General features: G+C 54.6%; 17 protein-coding genes and 1 pseudogene. 8 read left to right on the top strand and 10 right to left on the bottom strand.

Annotated elements, in window-relative coordinates; all coding sequences use genetic code 11:
* Nucleotides 1-191: 191 nt before the first annotated feature.
* From KP699_RS12620 to KP699_RS16770, 5 genes are all read right to left on the bottom strand, one after another.
* Nucleotides 192-749, bottom strand: coding sequence for a phosphate-starvation-inducible PsiE family protein (locus tag KP699_RS12620; RefSeq protein ID WP_025828669.1), 558 nt, complete (start codon nucleotides 747-749; stop codon nucleotides 192-194).
* A 110-nt stretch (nucleotides 750-859) separates the two neighbouring features.
* Nucleotides 860-1,252: a hypothetical protein gene (locus KP699_RS16480; RefSeq protein WP_252347043.1), complete on the bottom strand. Its 393-nt coding sequence runs from the start codon at nucleotides 1,250-1,252 to the stop codon at nucleotides 860-862.
* A gap of 350 nt (nucleotides 1,253-1,602) precedes the next feature.
* Nucleotides 1,603-1,872, bottom strand: a complete 270-nt coding sequence (locus KP699_RS12610; protein WP_081775326.1) for a hypothetical protein — start codon at nucleotides 1,870-1,872, stop codon at nucleotides 1,603-1,605.
* Between the two features lie 399 nt (nucleotides 1,873-2,271).
* Nucleotides 2,272-2,844 carry a hypothetical protein gene (locus tag KP699_RS12605; RefSeq protein WP_215762873.1) on the bottom strand — a complete coding sequence of 191 codons (573 nt, stop codon included), beginning with the start codon at nucleotides 2,842-2,844 and terminating at the stop codon, nucleotides 2,272-2,274.
* 186 nt (nucleotides 2,845-3,030) lie between these two features.
* Nucleotides 3,031-3,306: a hypothetical protein gene (locus tag KP699_RS16770; RefSeq protein WP_331000123.1), complete on the bottom strand. Its 276-nt coding sequence runs from the start codon at nucleotides 3,304-3,306 to the stop codon at nucleotides 3,031-3,033.
* An 865-nt stretch (nucleotides 3,307-4,171) separates the two neighbouring features.
* Between KP699_RS16770 and KP699_RS12600 the strand changes: the two genes are divergently transcribed.
* The 5 genes from KP699_RS12600 to fghA all read left to right on the top strand — a co-directional run bounded on the left by KP699_RS12600 (nucleotide 4,172) and on the right by fghA (nucleotide 9,908).
* The gene (locus KP699_RS12600) at nucleotides 4,172-6,817 is read left to right on the top strand and encodes a TrlF family AAA-like ATPase (protein WP_025828677.1); all 2,646 of its coding nucleotides are present in this window, start codon (nucleotides 4,172-4,174) and stop codon (nucleotides 6,815-6,817) included.
* A 351-nt stretch (nucleotides 6,818-7,168) separates the two neighbouring features.
* The gene (gene frmR, locus KP699_RS12595) at nucleotides 7,169-7,444 is read left to right on the top strand and encodes a formaldehyde-responsive transcriptional repressor FrmR (protein WP_003626675.1); all 276 of its coding nucleotides are present in this window, start codon (nucleotides 7,169-7,171) and stop codon (nucleotides 7,442-7,444) included.
* 41 nt (nucleotides 7,445-7,485) lie between these two features.
* Entirely contained in the window at nucleotides 7,486-8,595 is a 1,110-nt protein-coding gene (locus KP699_RS12590; protein WP_086654297.1) for an S-(hydroxymethyl)glutathione dehydrogenase/class III alcohol dehydrogenase, read from the top strand.
* A 59-nt stretch (nucleotides 8,596-8,654) separates the two neighbouring features.
* A complete protein-coding gene (locus KP699_RS12585; RefSeq protein ID WP_086654294.1) occupies nucleotides 8,655-9,056 on the top strand; it encodes a VOC family protein in 402 nt (133 codons plus the stop codon).
* 24 nt (nucleotides 9,057-9,080) lie between these two features.
* On the top strand, nucleotides 9,081-9,908 hold the full coding sequence (gene fghA, locus KP699_RS12580; protein WP_086654295.1) for an S-formylglutathione hydrolase: 828 nt from the start codon (nucleotides 9,081-9,083) through the stop codon (nucleotides 9,906-9,908).
* A gap of 477 nt (nucleotides 9,909-10,385) precedes the next feature.
* Here fghA and KP699_RS12575 read toward each other — a convergent pair whose 3' ends face one another.
* Entirely contained in the window at nucleotides 10,386-10,748 is a 363-nt protein-coding gene (locus tag KP699_RS12575) for a helix-turn-helix domain-containing protein (RefSeq protein WP_063908781.1), read from the bottom strand.
* A 130-nt stretch (nucleotides 10,749-10,878) separates the two neighbouring features.
* Here KP699_RS12575 and KP699_RS12570 point away from each other — a divergent pair, with 130 nt between their 5' ends.
* Nucleotides 10,879-11,730, top strand: coding sequence for an NAD(P)H-binding protein (locus KP699_RS12570; RefSeq protein ID WP_239021198.1), 852 nt, complete (start codon nucleotides 10,879-10,881; stop codon nucleotides 11,728-11,730).
* 289 nt (nucleotides 11,731-12,019) lie between these two features.
* Here KP699_RS12570 and KP699_RS12565 read toward each other — a convergent pair whose 3' ends face one another.
* Entirely contained in the window at nucleotides 12,020-12,472 is a 453-nt protein-coding gene (locus KP699_RS12565; RefSeq protein WP_082881840.1) for a helix-turn-helix domain-containing protein, read from the bottom strand.
* A 66-nt stretch (nucleotides 12,473-12,538) separates the two neighbouring features.
* Between KP699_RS12565 and KP699_RS12560 the strand changes: the two genes are divergently transcribed.
* The gene (locus KP699_RS12560; RefSeq protein WP_063908782.1) at nucleotides 12,539-13,465 is read left to right on the top strand and encodes an aromatic alcohol reductase; all 927 of its coding nucleotides are present in this window, start codon (nucleotides 12,539-12,541) and stop codon (nucleotides 13,463-13,465) included.
* A gap of 75 nt (nucleotides 13,466-13,540) precedes the next feature.
* Here KP699_RS12560 and KP699_RS12555 read toward each other — a convergent pair whose 3' ends face one another.
* Complete coding sequence (locus KP699_RS12555) at nucleotides 13,541-13,993, bottom strand: Rrf2 family transcriptional regulator (RefSeq protein ID WP_082881946.1); 453 nt, start codon at nucleotides 13,991-13,993, stop codon at nucleotides 13,541-13,543.
* A 103-nt stretch (nucleotides 13,994-14,096) separates the two neighbouring features.
* Here KP699_RS12555 and KP699_RS12550 point away from each other — a divergent pair, with 103 nt between their 5' ends.
* Complete coding sequence (locus tag KP699_RS12550) at nucleotides 14,097-14,579, top strand: DUF2938 family protein (protein WP_063909166.1); 483 nt, start codon at nucleotides 14,097-14,099, stop codon at nucleotides 14,577-14,579.
* A 19-nt stretch (nucleotides 14,580-14,598) separates the two neighbouring features.
* On the opposite strand, the pseudogene KP699_RS12545 reads toward KP699_RS12550, so the two are convergent.
* Both KP699_RS12545 and KP699_RS16475 read right to left on the bottom strand, forming a co-directional pair.
* A pseudogene (locus tag KP699_RS12545) lies at nucleotides 14,599-14,784 on the bottom strand (helix-turn-helix transcriptional regulator); the annotation flags it as partial.
* A 27-nt stretch (nucleotides 14,785-14,811) separates the two neighbouring features.
* A partial coding sequence (locus tag KP699_RS16475) for a transposase (RefSeq protein WP_252346871.1) occupies nucleotides 14,812-15,034 on the bottom strand: 223 nt, incomplete at its 5' end.

Below are 15,034 nucleotides of genomic sequence, written 5' to 3'. Positions count from 1 at the left end.
CAAGCCAGTTGGATCAGAACTACAAGGGGCCGGTCTACTCTCCCGGACAACCCATTCCGCCTTTCCGGCCCATCGACACAGATCATCTGGCACCGTCAGGGCCAGAGACGGCGAAGAAGACGTCCTCATCGCACGAGACATAGTGGGGATTGAGTAAAGGCGGCGTTATAGACCGCCTTTACTTCGATCCTTCAGGATGAAGACCGTTCAGGCTCACAGCGGGCCGCAGAATTATCTTTGAGATGCGCCTGTTCCCTGGCATCGCGCGCGACACGCGCATCCTGCTCGCGGACCAGCCAGTAGACAATGCCCAGCGCCAGAACAGCCGCCGAGAGAGCGAACAGTTCCATGGCAGTCACATCATGCAAATCCAGCAGGATGAATTTGCGGGCAATCGCCAGGAGGGCGATCAGGACGATGGTTCTCACCCGGATGACGTTCTCATGCTGTGCAAGAACGACCAGCAGGGAGTGTTTGAACTCAAGAGCGATGATAACAGTAAAGATCGCGCCAAAAATCGCCTGGAAGATCGTCTGGTTGATCGGATCGATTCCGACATCGACGACCAGATGCCATACCGCGCCAATCAGATGAATCGTTGCGATGGCAGTGACCAGCATGATGAGCGTAATCAGGGTCAGAATGATCGCCTGTTCAAAACGCTCGTAGAATGTCAGGCCCCTGAACAGCTTGATGAGGCGAGACCAGTCCCTGCTCTGCCAGGAACGTTTCATGGAGAGGTCTTCCATAGGCGTTTTCCCATCTATTAATTGCGTTATAGTTCTCATGTCCTGGGTCTGGTTTTTCTTTTGGCGACGGAGAATGTCCTCATGCAGGACACGTTACGGATCATAGGCGCTCACCACCCGTTCGAACCGCTCGATTCCTCAGATGACATTCCAGTCATACGCCGGTCCTGGCTGGCCCGCGTGTCGCCCGATGCCAGAGCCGTCGCATCCAGAGGGCTGACGCTCAAGCCCGAAACAGTGGCGGTGACGTCGACATGCACGGACCCGAACAGATGCAGGAGGGCGGCCTGAGGTGTATAGGCGCCCTTGACGGCTGCCGAGGTCCGGCCGTCCATAAGGATCGGGTCGACAAGGACCGGGCACCCGGTCTGCCGGCTCAATATCTCGATGGAGCGGGCCAGTGGCATGGATGGAATGTTTACCGGCTGCTTTTCTGTGTCGCACGACAGCACATCATGCGGCGCATCAGCCGATGCCGGCGAGGCCATTCCGACCAGCAGCATGAGGACGAGACCGACAGCGACGTGTGGCCTCCTCTCCCTATGCCGAAGGCACCGAGGTTGCTTGGCCGTCTGTTCCGCGGAGTGCGACCAAACTGGCCGCATGGTCCCCCGTGAACGGGGCACGGGGCACGGGGGGATGGTTATTCCAATAGTCCTGAAGCGCCTTCAGGTTGAGAAAATGGATAAAACTCGACATCTCCCTGTTCTCGCTGCTTTTGATTTCATCTGCAGAAACGCGGGACCTCCGATGGAAGGCCCCGCTCCACCCTCTCATTCGTGCGGTCGTTCCAGAAAAGATGGCGCTTCCGCTCGGAGAAGGCGTTTCCAATCTACCGGGCGCGGTCGGTGCCTTACGCGGCGACCGAAACTGGCGGTGCGGCTCTTGCCCGTAGGGGGAGACGGAACGCGAGATCAGACGCCAGGGGATCACACCCGGCAGGGGCGATCGCGCCCGTCTGGACCAGACGTTCCAGCGTGGCGCGAAGTCTGATCCCCGGTATACCGGTATGGGCCACCAGTGACGTTAGCGTCACGCCACGTCCGTCATGACCGAGGCGGCGGAGCACGGAGAGCACACGCGGAGCGAGCGGATCGTCTCCAAAAAGGGGGCGCGTTACCATGATACGCCTCCCTCCAGTCGGTTGCGCCATCTCCGGGCGGCTGTGCGCAAGGAGCGGCGATAGCGGGAATAAAGTCCTTTCAGTGTCGACATCCACATCCTCCGATTAAAGCAACATGGACTTCAGTTGTCTGGCTCACAGAGCCTATGCCGGACGCGATGGCGTCCAGCGAAAGAAAAATTGGAAGAGATGCCTGCCTCGTCAAGAGGACACGAAATGCAGATTCTTTTTCATGAATAATTTTATTATTTATATTTGTATTTATTTTATGTGGCGGTGTTGCGGGTGGAAATTACATGGAGGTGTTTATATTAGTCAAATATCATAGCGATGATCGCAGAAAATCAATATATTTTCCTTCTATAATGGTGGCCCAGGGTTTTCCGGCCACCACCTGTCTTACAGAGCGCTTCCAGCGTGTCCGTTCGTCGGGTCTTCCGTCAGCGTCTCGACGGCGGGCGTCAGAGCCGTGGAACCAGTCTTTTGACCTCCGGGATTGTCAACTGCCATCGACGCGGGGAGCGCGGCACAGGACTTGCTTCCGGTGCGTGACACATGAACGATTGGCGCCGCCTGACCGTTTGATGTGATCGTGATTGTCTGCGTACAGGCGGTGGGTCCACCGGTGCTGACCGCCTCGAAACGCTGCCAGGACATGCTCTGTTTCGGGAGGTCATGACCAACAGCCGGAACGGCGCGCAGGACGCCGTCCAGCCGCGAGCCCAATGTCCGATCGACCGCCTCCATGAGAGCCATATTGCGTGCCATCATGCGATCAACGGCCTCGAACATGTCGATATCAGGCATTGCCGCTGTCGTCGCGATGCCCTGGACCGGGACCAGGATACCGATCTGGTGTCCCCGTGCATCAACGACGCGCAACGCATCCTGAGCCTGCGCAGGCAGTGCAGCCGCGCAGCAGGCCAGTGTAGCAACAAAGGCGCCGGCCTGAATCATACGAGAAAAATGCATTTTGGAATCCTCCGTGTCTGTTAAGCAGTGTCGGACGACGGCAGGAATATGGGCTGGGTAAATAGCGCCAGCAAGAGGTGGAGGAAGACTGCATTGATCGTCTGATCCGGGTATGAGCGTGTATAGGCGTCCACACCAGAGGGATCCGGATCGGTCCACACCGTCTCGTCGCATTCGCAGTCCGGGCTACCGACCCTTCGGCTTGCGGCCGCCACAGACGACGTCATCACCACGCGCTCCACACCACTCCGGATCGCCGCACGCAGCACCCGTCGCCCTCTTCTCGATGGCCAGCCTATAAAGACGGGCAACGTCGAGCACATGCGCTGCAGGCCAGAAATTGCTCCCATCTCCCACATAGGCGCAGGTCCCATTTGCACGAAAAATCTCGATCAGCGGTGTGATGAGCCCCTGCTTTGCCCTCTCGTGAACCTGGGGAAGCCGCACCACCGAAGCGCGGATAGAGACGATATGCGCGATCGTGCAGTGGCAATGTCAGTAACGTTTTGGTCTGCCACGTCCTTGGCTGATTGAGTTTTCGCATGTGCAGCATGGACGGATCTCAGGTATTACGGCGACCAATTCTCCAATGTGGATGGTCGTTGTCAGGGAGTCCAGCCAGATCAGGATCGATCATCTCACGATCCGCAACCCGGCCTCGTGCAGCAGACTGTCTCGATGACCGATCCCGTTGCTCCAGTAACATCAACGACCCCGCATATTCATGATGTGACCATAACAGATCTGACTGCGATAAATGCCAAGACAGCCGGCGTTGGGTTAGGTTTGCCCGAGGCAGCGATTGAGGGGATGACCTTGAGACATGTTCGGTTATCGGCCCAGAAAGGCCTTCAGCTTAGTCATGTTAGCGGACGTTCCTTTGGAGGCACGCTCACAGTCCAGACGCCTCCAGTTCTTCAGTGTGGATCTGCTGTGCACATGGAGGGATCAGGCCTGTGCTGTCCGGATGAGAGACGCGTTCATGAATGGGTTTTTACTCGACATAATTGACCGTCTGTCGACTCAGAAAAAACAAAGCAGACAGGCGGCAGTCGCCTACATGCTGGACATACGTAATTCAAAGAGACTTTCCGCAAAGCCGACACGCGATAGCGTAATCTGCTACCGCAGCATTTTTCGTTCATGGAAATACAGTGGAGGCCGCAAGTCGTTCAAATAACGGGCCTGCGCAGTGCAGATTAGCCAGGGCCCCTCCCCGAAGAGCCGCACAGATAGCATGCCGGGCCTTAACCTCAGTCTTGTAGATATACCGACAGGGAGTAGTCTAGTCAGAGATAGCAACCGTGATTTTAGAGGACGGTGAGAATTGAGCGAGGCACTACCGAAACTTTTCGCGCATGGGGCGCAATGGGTGAGGGCGGACTTTCATCTGCACACGCGGGCCGATAAGGAATTTCGCTATGACGGCGAGGAGGATCGCTTCGTCGCGAGTTATATTAATGCGCTCGAAGCTGCCGGGACGCGGCTCGCTGTCATCACTAACCACAATAAGTTCGATCTCGACGAATTCAAAGCCCTGCGCAAGCGGGGACGCAAATCGGGAATTGGCGTGTTGCCTGGAGTAGAGCTATCGGTGAAGGATGGCGCGAACGGCGTACATACGCTGGTCGTATTCTCCGATGCCTGGCTGGCCGATGGTCAGGATTATATCAATCAGTTCTTGGGGGTCGCCTTTTCTGGCAGGGTGCCTTCGCAGTACGAACAGGAAAACGGTCGCAGCAACGATGATCTTGTTGATACGCTCAAGATGCTGGAAGGATATCATCGTGATTTCTTCATCATTTTTGCCCACGTCGAGGCAAATAGCGGGCTATGGAAGGAAATTGGCGGGGGACGAATGGGAGAGCTTGCTACAGAGCCCTTGATCCAGAAATATGCCCTTGGTTTCCAAAAAGTTCGGACGCACGACAAACCTGATGACGTATGCCGCACTAAGGTTAAGGGTTGGTGGCGTGAGCACTATCCTGCCGAAGTCGAGGGCTCTGACGCAAAAGCAATTGAGGACATTGGCAAGGGGCGGAAGGTCTATCTCAAGCTTGGAGACCTCGGTTTTGATGCCGTCAAATTCGCTCTAACTGATCATAATTTCCGAGTTTCGACAGAGATTCCGGTGGTCAGCCATTCTCATATCAATGCTATCCGCTTCGAGGGCGGATTGCTGGATGGTAAACGTATCACATTCTCCCCGCACTTGAATTGCCTTATCGGCATCCAAGGCAGCGGAAAGTCCTCAATCCTAGAGAGTGTGCGCTATGCGCTCGATATCCCCTTTGGCGAAAAAGCGCAGGATAGGGAATATAAGGACAGGCTTTTGCCCCACGTCCTTAAAAGTGGCGGCAAGGTGATTGTCGAAGCGACTGACCGACATGGAGCGCAATTTGAAGTAAGTCGTATTTGGGGACAATCGCCAAATGTTTACGTCGATGGCACGCTGCGTCCAGGTGTCTCTATTAAGGAAACCATAATCGCCAAGCCGCTGTACTTTGGACAGAAAGATCTCTCGGCTGCCGGAAAAGGTTTTGGGCACGATCTTGTCGAAAAGCTCATGGGTGATAGCCTAAAAGGTGTCCGTAAAAAAATTGAAGAACGCTCGGACGACCTGAGGAAGGCGATAGAAAGCTTCAATTCGGTCCGCAGCGATGCCGAAAACAAGCAAGCGCTGGAGGATGAACTCAAAGATGTAAAGTTCAATCTGGAGCACTTCGACAAACACGGCATCAAGGGCAAGCTTGAAAAGCAATTGGCCTATAGCGAGGACCTGACTTACTGCGAGGGCGTCGACGAGACGGCGCAAGGCTGGCACAAGGCAATTGATAATGCGGCGACCCAAGCCGAGGAAGATTTCAATCTGATCGAATCTCATGTTTCCGATCACAACGCCGATTTCTTCACGCGCTATGCGGCCAAGGTACAGGAACTAAAAGAAACCGTTGCAACGGCTAAGACCCTTGCTCTGACGATCAAATCCAAGTCCGGTGACCTGGGTACGTTGCGCCAAGAGCTTGAAAGTATTCGCGATAGCCTAAAGGAGGAATTTGCCGAGACGGAACGGAAACTTGTTAAGGCGCTCGAAGAACAAGGCATCTCCTCGATCCAGCCGGATGCCTATATCGAACTCACACAGCGCAAGCAGGAACTAGAGTCACAGATCGACGAGCTTACCAAGCGCACCGGCAAGGAAAAATCCAATCTTGATGCGGTCCTGACAGCCCTGATTTCGCTAAATGATGCTTGGCATGATGAGTTCAAGCTTATCGAAGCAGCGTTGAAGACCATCAATGAATCACAAAAATCGCTGAGGGTGGAGGCGGTATTCAAAGGGGACCGCAGCGCCTTCAAAAATCACATTGAGGGGCAACTTCGTGGCAATAATCTCCGCAAGGAATATTATGATGCCCTCACCGCTGCCTATACGGATTTTGGCGAGATTTTCCAAGACCTCGGCTCGGCTTCAACCCATGCGAAGGCAAAGTCCGAAGAGTTCAAGAAGCTCTTCATGGCAAACTTGTACGCACTTACAGGTTATCAGGTACCAAACAGCTACGTGGTAACATACCACGGAAAAGCGCTGTCATCACATTCTCTCGGCCAGCGCGCCTCCGCCATGATGCTCTTTCTTCTAAGCCAAAAGGGGAATGATCTTTTGCTAATCGACCAGCCGGAAGACGATCTCGATAGCCAGACTGTTTATGAGGAGGTGGTAAAGCTGCTTCGCAAGCTCAAGCCGGACCAGCAATTCATTTTTGCAACCCATAACGCGAACTTCCCGGTTCTGGGCGATGCGGAGATTATCACCACGTGCAGTGCCAGCGATGATAAAATTACAATATCGGTCGGCAATATTGACGAAGAGGCTTGTCAGGCGAGCGTTATCTCCATCATGGAAGGCGGTCCAGAAGCCTTTGAACGGCGCAGGACGATCTATCAAATCTGGAAAGCACGAGCCGTTTGAGGGTGATTGTAAGAAAGTCGGGAGCATGCTCTAGGCCGGAGCGACTGCGGGTGGAGTGACTTTGAGGTCAGCATCCGCCTTCATCTCGGTCGTTTGGACCACAAGATTATTTGTCAAATAGCGGACATCAGCGCTTCAAAGCCTCGTTGTAGAGGCTTGTCTGGATTTCACTGATTACACCTATTGAATGATTCCAAGACACAGGCAGTCCCCCAATGGACGTTACGGTGAAAATTTCGGCGATACGGACTTTTGATCGGATCATATGACAAGCACATCCTTATATCCTTGTCATACTGCCCCATAGTATGAAAGGATACTCAAGGGCAGTATATTCGGAGTAAACGTTTCGTGCCGCACACACCAGCTGAGAAAAAGCGCGTTCTGACCCGCGTGCGCCGTATTCGCGGGCAACTTGATGCGCTGGAACAGGCTCTGGAGAAGGGGGCTGATTGCGGTCCGGTACTGCAACAGGTTGCGGCTATCCGAGGAGCGATCAACGGATTAATGGCCGGTGTTCTTGAAAGCCACCTGCGGGAAGAATTTGTTGAATGCGCCGGTGATCGTGATGCTGCCAGTGGTTCGATCGAGAATGTGGTGTCACTCGTTCGATCCTATCTCCGGTAATGCTCACGACGCTGACTGACAGGTTATTTGGAGAAAAAATCATGAAATCACGGGCCGCAGTTGCTTTCGAGGCGGGTAAGCCCCTTGAGATTGTCGAGATCGACGTAGCGCCTCCTCGTGCGGGTGAGGTGCTCGTGCAGATCACACATACGGGTGTCTGCCACACCGATGCGTTTACTCTGTCAGGGGATGATCCCGAAGGACTGTTCCCGGTCGTTTTGGGTCACGAAGGCGCGGGAATTGTGATCGAGGTCGGGGAAGGGGTGACCAGCGTTGCCCCCGGCGACCACGTCATTCCGCTTTACACGGCTGAATGTGGTGAATGTCTGTTCTGTAAGTCTGGAAAAACCAATCTCTGCATTTCAGTGCGCGCCACACAGGGTAAGGGTGTGATGCCGGATGGTACGACGCGTTTTTCCTACAAAGGTCAGCCGATCCATCATTACATGGGGTGTTCGACGTTTAGCGAATACACGGTTGTCGCCGAGGTTTCTTTGGCTAAAATCAACTCCGCATCCAATCCAGAGCATGTCTGTTTGCTGGGATGTGGCGTCACCACCGGGATCGGTGCGGTACACAACACGGCCAAGGTACAGCCGGGAGATACGGTTGCCGTCTTCGGACTGGGCGGGATCGGTCTAGCGGTGATTCAGGGAGCGCGACAAGCAAAGGCTGGCCGGATTTTCGCTATTGATACCAATCCGGAAAAATTTGAACTTGCTAGGGCGTTCGGCGCCACGGAGTTCCTTAATCCTAAGGACTATGACAAACCGATCCAACAGGTTCTGGTGGAAATGACCGGCTGGGGCATCGATCATACCTTTGAATGTATCGGCAACGTCAATGTCATGCGCGCGGCGCTGGAAGCCGCCCATCGTGGGTGGGGGCAGTCGATCGTCATCGGTGTGGCTGGGGCTGGTCAGGAGATATCAACCCGTCCCTTCCAGCTTGTCACGGGTCGTTCGTGGCGCGGCACGGCTTTTGGTGGTGTCAAGGGGCGCAGCCAACTTCCCGGAATGGTCGAAGACGCCATGCGCGGCGATATCGAGCTTGCGCCTTTCGTAACCCACACGATGCCGCTCGAAGACATCAATACGGCCTTCGATCTGATGCATGAAGGAAAGTCCATCCGTTCCGTCATTCATTTCTGAGGCGAGTTTCTCACGACGCAACATCATTCCCACGAACGGGAAATTACAGGAGAACGATCATGGCAGTTATTTCCGGTGACGGTGTTTTCTCTCATGTTTTTCTTGGGGCAGTGGACATTGCGGTATCCACGAAATTCTATGACGCCGCGCTTGCGGCTCTGGGCATAAAAAACCTGGGGCCATTCGGGCATGGGTGGATTCTGTACGGCCGCGAAAAGCCGGCCTTCATCATTGCGCGTCCTGGCAACGGTGAAGCGCCCTCAAGCAACGGTGTTACCATCGGTTTTGCAGCAGCGACACCCGCCGAAGTGGAGGCTTTTCATGCCGCAGGTCTTGCCAATGGGGGAACCGATGAAGGCAAACCCGGCCCGCGAAGCCACTTACCGGGCGCTTATGCTGCCTATCTCCGGGATCCAGCAGGGAACAAGATCTGCAGTTATACCTTCACGGACGGTAACTGACATGCGCAAAAGGCAGTGAGAGTCATGGAACGCAAGGAAACGCACGCCTCTTTTGGGGGCGTACAGGAAGTCTGGCGACACAAGTCCGTGTCGTTGGGTGTGGAAGCAAACTTCGCGATTTACCTGCCGCCGCAGGCAAAAACTGAAAAGGTTCCCGTTCTTTACTGGCTCTCCGGTCTGACGTGTACGGAGCAGAATTTCATTGGCAAGGCTGGCGCGCAACGCGTCGCCGCAGAACTGGGCATCGCCATTGTCGCGCCAGATACCAGTCCACGGGGTGTGGAGGTGGCTGATGACGATGCTTACGATCTTGGTCAGGGAGCCGGATTTTACCTCAATGCGACGCAGGAGCCGTGGGCTGCGCATTATCGGATGTATGATTACGTCGTCACGGAACTTCCCGTGCTGATCGAGGCGAGTTTTCCGGTTACGCAGCAGCGCGGTATTGCAGGACATTCAATGGGTGGATTTGGCGCCATCATGATCGCGCTTCGTAATCCTGGCCGCTATCGTTCTGTGTCAGCCTTTTCACCCATTGTGGCGCCAACACAGGTACCATGGGGTGAAAAAGCATTCAGTGCTTATCTGGGTCCGGATCGTGCCAGTTGGGCAGCCTATGACCCGCTTGAACTTGTGCTAACAGCGAAGGAAAGACTGCCTGTTCTGATAGATCAGGGTCTGGCGGACCAGTTTCTGAAAGAACAGCTCAGGCCAGAACTCTTCCATGAAGCTGCACAGAATGCAGGGCAAGAACTCATCCTGAATCTTCGTCCTGATTACGATCACAGCTATTATTTTGTAGCCAGTTTCATTGCAGATCATCTCAGACATTTCGTCAGTAAACTACGATGAACAGATTGTCAGATTTTTTGGATCCGCGCTTTTCTGGCTTCGGGTGGAGACGAAATCTGTTAGGGGCGTCTTTGAAACTGTGGAATTAACTGGCGGCTTTCTGCATCTTTTGTCCGGAAGCAGACATTCCGTTTGCCCCCCTGATCTGCCTGCCCGCTCAGTGACAGAGGAGCAGACAGGCGGCAATCGCCTCATCCTCGACATACAAGGCGCGATAAAGATTTCCAAAACCGGACATGTGCGCGTGGCAAGTCCGACATACTCGCGTATACCGTCACCGTTGTTCCCGTCTGCCAGTAATTTCCGCTCATGTGCCTCACGATGCTGCGCATATTGGTAATTATACTGTAGCAAAATGAACCGACATCTCTGGACAAACACCTGAGCGAGCGTATGGTTAAGTGGTTCAACTTGATGGAATGATGCCCCGCATGCGCCGCTGATTGACGGCGCGCTTCATCACACCTCAACGCCACTTCAGTCCTGCGCGGCACGACGATCAAATGCGGCGCGGGCCTGTTCAAGGGCGGGCCGGTTCTCGCGTGCCCAACTTGCCAGGGCTGCCAGAGGTCCTGTCAGGCTTTGCCCCAATGGGGTCAGACAGTAATCAACCTTCGGCGGGACGGTAGCATAGGCTTTGCGAGCTACCAGTCCATCGCGTTCGAGCCCGCGCAGAGTGATGGTCAGCATCCGGTGCGAGATGCCGGGGATGCGGTGCTTCAACGCATTGAAACGATGGGTGCCTTCTGAGAGATGGCCACAGACCATGACCGTCCACTTGTCGCCAATGCGTGCAATCACCTCTGCCAGGCCGCGACATTCCGCTTCTACATTTTCCATTGCTACTCCTTGGGCCGACAGGACCCTGGGTGTTCTTGACGCATGAATTCATGCGTACTTGTTAGCCACTAGGAACAAATTTATCCTAAAGAACCATAAATAACCATGGAATCTGATGATGAAAATAGGTGTGAGCGGTGCCAGCGGCCAGCTCGGTAGCGCAGTTGTTCAGGCGTTGGCGGAAACGGTTGCGGCCGAAAACTTGGTGGCGATTTCGCGCACCCCCAAGACCGATCGAACCTACGCAGGTCGCTTAGGCGACTACGACCAATCCGAGACATTGGTGGCGGCCTATCAGGGCCTGGATCGCCTGTTGTTGATTCCAGGGGCTGATCTGCGGCCGGGGATTCGTTCGCGCCAGATGTTGGCGGCCGTGGATGCCGCTGCACAGGCCGAGGTCGGTCACGTTTTCCTGTTGTCGGCAACCGGGACGCAGCGTGAGGGGGAGTCCGCCGTTGGGGCGGCGTATTGGCACAGTGAGCAGGCGTTGATCAAGAGCGCGATCCCCGCATGGACGATACTGCGTATGAGCTATTTTTCCGAGACGCTGGTCGAAGAGGTGCGGATGTCTTTGACGGCAGGCGGGCTTGCGATGCTTGAGGACAGCCGCGTCAGTTTCGTTTCGCGCGGCGACGTGGCCAAAGCTGCCGCCGCCGCATTGACCAGCGAGGGCCACGAGGGCGCCATATATCAGCTGACAGGCTCTGAAGCCCTGCGTGGTGAAGCGGTCTGCAGACTGGTCGCACAGCAGATCCAGCGGCCCTTTGCCTTGAACGTTATGCCCGCCGAGGTGTTGCGAGCCGGGTTGCTCAAAACGGGTCTGCCTGACGTGGTTGCCGATGCCGTGGTATCGATGAAGGCGCGGCAGGCGCGTGGCGCCTACGACATCGTCAGCGGTGACATCGTGCGTTTGACCGGAGGCACGCCGTGTTCCCTGGCCGAAATTCTGGCGAGTATCGCCGGAGGACTGGGGCAGTCGTAGCACCGCACTTGCTGGGTGCTTTGCTGCGCCATTCGACGGAGGTCCGCGCCACCGGTGCAAGTAGGCTTGGAATTGCAGGTACATGACCACGTTGGAGGCGTAGTTCAGCAAGAGGTCAGGTCCAACTGGATGTCGGCGTTGCCAGGGCACTCGACCAGATGGCTTTCCAGGGCGATGGCGTCCGGGGCGGCTAGCAACTGTGTTTGAGCGGCCTCTCGTCACAATCACCAACGCTATCCTCAAAAGCGGAGTGCCATGGCGCATTAGCTCCGCCGCTTAAACACTGTTGCTAATTCAGACCGTCACGAGGCTCAACGAAAGTGCTATTCCTCTCACTGTCGAACCGATCGCGTGCCGTTCTGAATGCCGCAGCGTTGTCAATAATCCACCGCCAAAGAGGCATCATTCCTACGAGCAGCCCCTTTCCCAACGGAGTGAGAGTATAATCCACCCGTGGCGGGACCTCACCGTAATCATGGCGAATAATGAGACCGTCGCGTTCTAACTGACGAAGGGAGCGCGTCAGCATACGCTGTGTAACCCCTTCAAGCCGCCGCGCCAGCTCAGCATGCCGCAGTGTGCCAGCGACACCGAGAAGATGGACAATACCGAGTGACCATCTGTTGCCGGCATGCGCAAGCACTTCTCGCTTCAACCCGCCATCATCGTCACTGAGAGCGTCGCAGGCAGCCTGTGACTGAGCCATCACGGCATCGAAGTCCAGATTATCGAACGGTATCATTCGTGTACCTTCTTCTCATTGCTACATCATGTCTTATTTTAACTTCATAATTATAAGGAATTCCTGATGCCAGAGATGAAGACCCCTGTCACTGAAACCCTTGTCATCGGCGCCGGAGAGCTTGGTCAGACCGTCATCACCGGCCTGCTTGAACAGAACCCGGAATGCACTCGGTCAATCAGCGTTCTTCTCAGACCATCAAGCGCAAGCACCAGAACGGATATTGCGCGACAATTAAAGCAAAAAGGCCTGCAGATCGTTTATGCTGATCTTTCGACGGAAACGGTAGAGGACCTCTCCGCCCTCTTCGCCAAGTTCAGTACAATTATATGTTGTACCGGGTTTGTTGGTGGCCCCGGTACACAGCGTAAAATTACCAGTGCTGTCCTGAAGGCTGGGGTGGACCGTTATGTGCCGTGGCAGTTTGGTGTCGATTACGATGTTGTTGGACGTGGTAGCGGGCAGCCAGTATTTGATGAGCAATCAGACGTAAGGGTCCTGCTGCGCGGTCAATCTGCGACCCAATGGATAATCATTTCGACAGGAATCTTCACCAGCTTTCTGTTTGAGCCAGCTTTCGGTTTGGTGGATCTTCAAGGCGCCAAGGTTCGCGCACTCGGCAGTTGGGATAACCGTCTGACGGTGACCACTTCCGAAGATATAGGACGACTTACAGCGAGCATCCTCGCCCATAAACCGCCGATCCAGAACGAGGTGGTTTACGTTGCCGGGGATACGTTCTCCTACGCTCAACTCGCCGAAAAGATGGAGCACTACCTTGGCCGCCCTGTCATTCGGGAACTGTGGGATATGGATAGGCTACGCGCAGAAGTCGCCGCACACCCTGACGATGGAATACGGAAATACCGTCTTGCGTTCGCACGCGATACTGGCGTGGCATGGGACAAGAAACAGACTTTCAACGCTTTACAGGGCATTGAAGTAACCGACGTCATGACCTGGCTAAAACACCAGAAACATCATGTCGCGTAAATCATTCATTGTTTGCGGCATCAGCATTCCGGGCGACACAAGGCGAACATCCATCCTAGCCATCAGCCCCTTGGTTTACTTGCAGAGCGTGGTCGGACCATGGCGCGCTGCTAGCCTCTGATGGAAGTCGGCATGAAGTGCTGCAAGTGTAATCTGACCAAAACACGCCAGAAATTGGGCCTTAACATCGGCCAGGACGCTACTCATGGCGTGGTTAACGGCTTCTTCGACTAGGCACTCAGTCTCCTCACTCCGGTTCCCTATGGCGAATAATCTTGGAGCATCAAGAGCCTCGTAAATATCTCGCAGCGTTACCCGATCCAACTGGCATGAAAGCGTCCACCCCCCGCCGTGTCCTTTCTCGGAGTGCACATATCCATGCTCACGCAGACCGCCCATAAGACGTCGCACAACCACAGGGTTGGTGTTAAGGGCGCGAGCCAGGGCTTCTGACGTCATGGGACCACCTGCTTCTGCCATATGCAGGAGTACGTGGAGCACACAGGATAATCTGTTATCTTGTCTCATGTAACTTCATGTGTTGCTAGAGTGCGATTTCGTCAGTATATCATGAAACTCGAAAAGTGACATGAAAGTGTGCGCGAACATTCTGACTTCGAGGACATGCTGTATGAATTTGCTCGAAATTCTGACAGTCGGCGTCGTGGCGACTGCTGCATCCGATATCTGGCAACAAGCCCAGAAACCATTGACTGGAATTCCTGCAGCCAACTGGTCTGTCACCGGCCGCTGGGTCATAGGGTGGCGTGACGGCAGGATCTATGACCCAATGATTGGAAAAAGACCCTCCCTGAAAGGAGAGGCGCCTGTCGGCTGGGTATTTCATTACCTAATTGGTGCTGTTTATGCCGCACTGTACCTCAGTTTTGTGGCGGTCATAGCAAAGACAGTCCCCACACTGCTAAATGGTCTACTCTTCGGACTTGTTACCCTTTTAGCGCCTTTTCTGTTTATGAAACCTGCTCTGGGCGGCGGTTTTTTCGGGCTTAGGGCTCCCAATCCTGGAAAAGGACTATTCCTCAGTATCAGCGCTCATGCTGTCTTTGGAATGGGACTGTATTTAGGTGAACTTTTTTACCAAGGTGTTTTCTGAAACCTTATTCATAGAGTGATTACAGTTTTCTATAATTACGAGGACTGACACCTGTCACTCTGCGGAAGACCTGAGCAAAGTGACTTGGACTGTCGTATCCGATCCTCAAGGTAATCTCGATAATGGAAAGATTGGTCTTACGAAGCATTTCTGATGCTTTCTGGACGCGGCGCTGCATGAACCAACCAGAGGGAGTTTGTCCCGTGTGACGTGCCCCCTTTTTTGTATCCACTTAAAAGGAGAGTTCCCGTTTTTTATGGCTTGGGGTTGATGGAATGACAAGGGTCTCGGGGGCATGCCCCCGAGACCCTTGTCTGGCGATCTGATCCGGTGTCCTGCCATCCAGCTGGGAATGGGGACGCACCGTATTGTAGTCTTCCCGCCAGTCAGCCAGAACCTGTCGGGCATGGCTGAGAGACGTGAACAGCGTCTCGTTGAGGCATTCATCCCTCAAC

Origin of the sequence: Acetobacter sp. P1H12_c (assembly GCF_018811975.1) — a bacterium.
In the GTDB taxonomy this organism is placed as follows: domain Bacteria; phylum Pseudomonadota; class Alphaproteobacteria; order Acetobacterales; family Acetobacteraceae; genus Acetobacter; species Acetobacter persici.
This window is presented reverse-complemented; position numbering and strand designations above follow the sequence as displayed.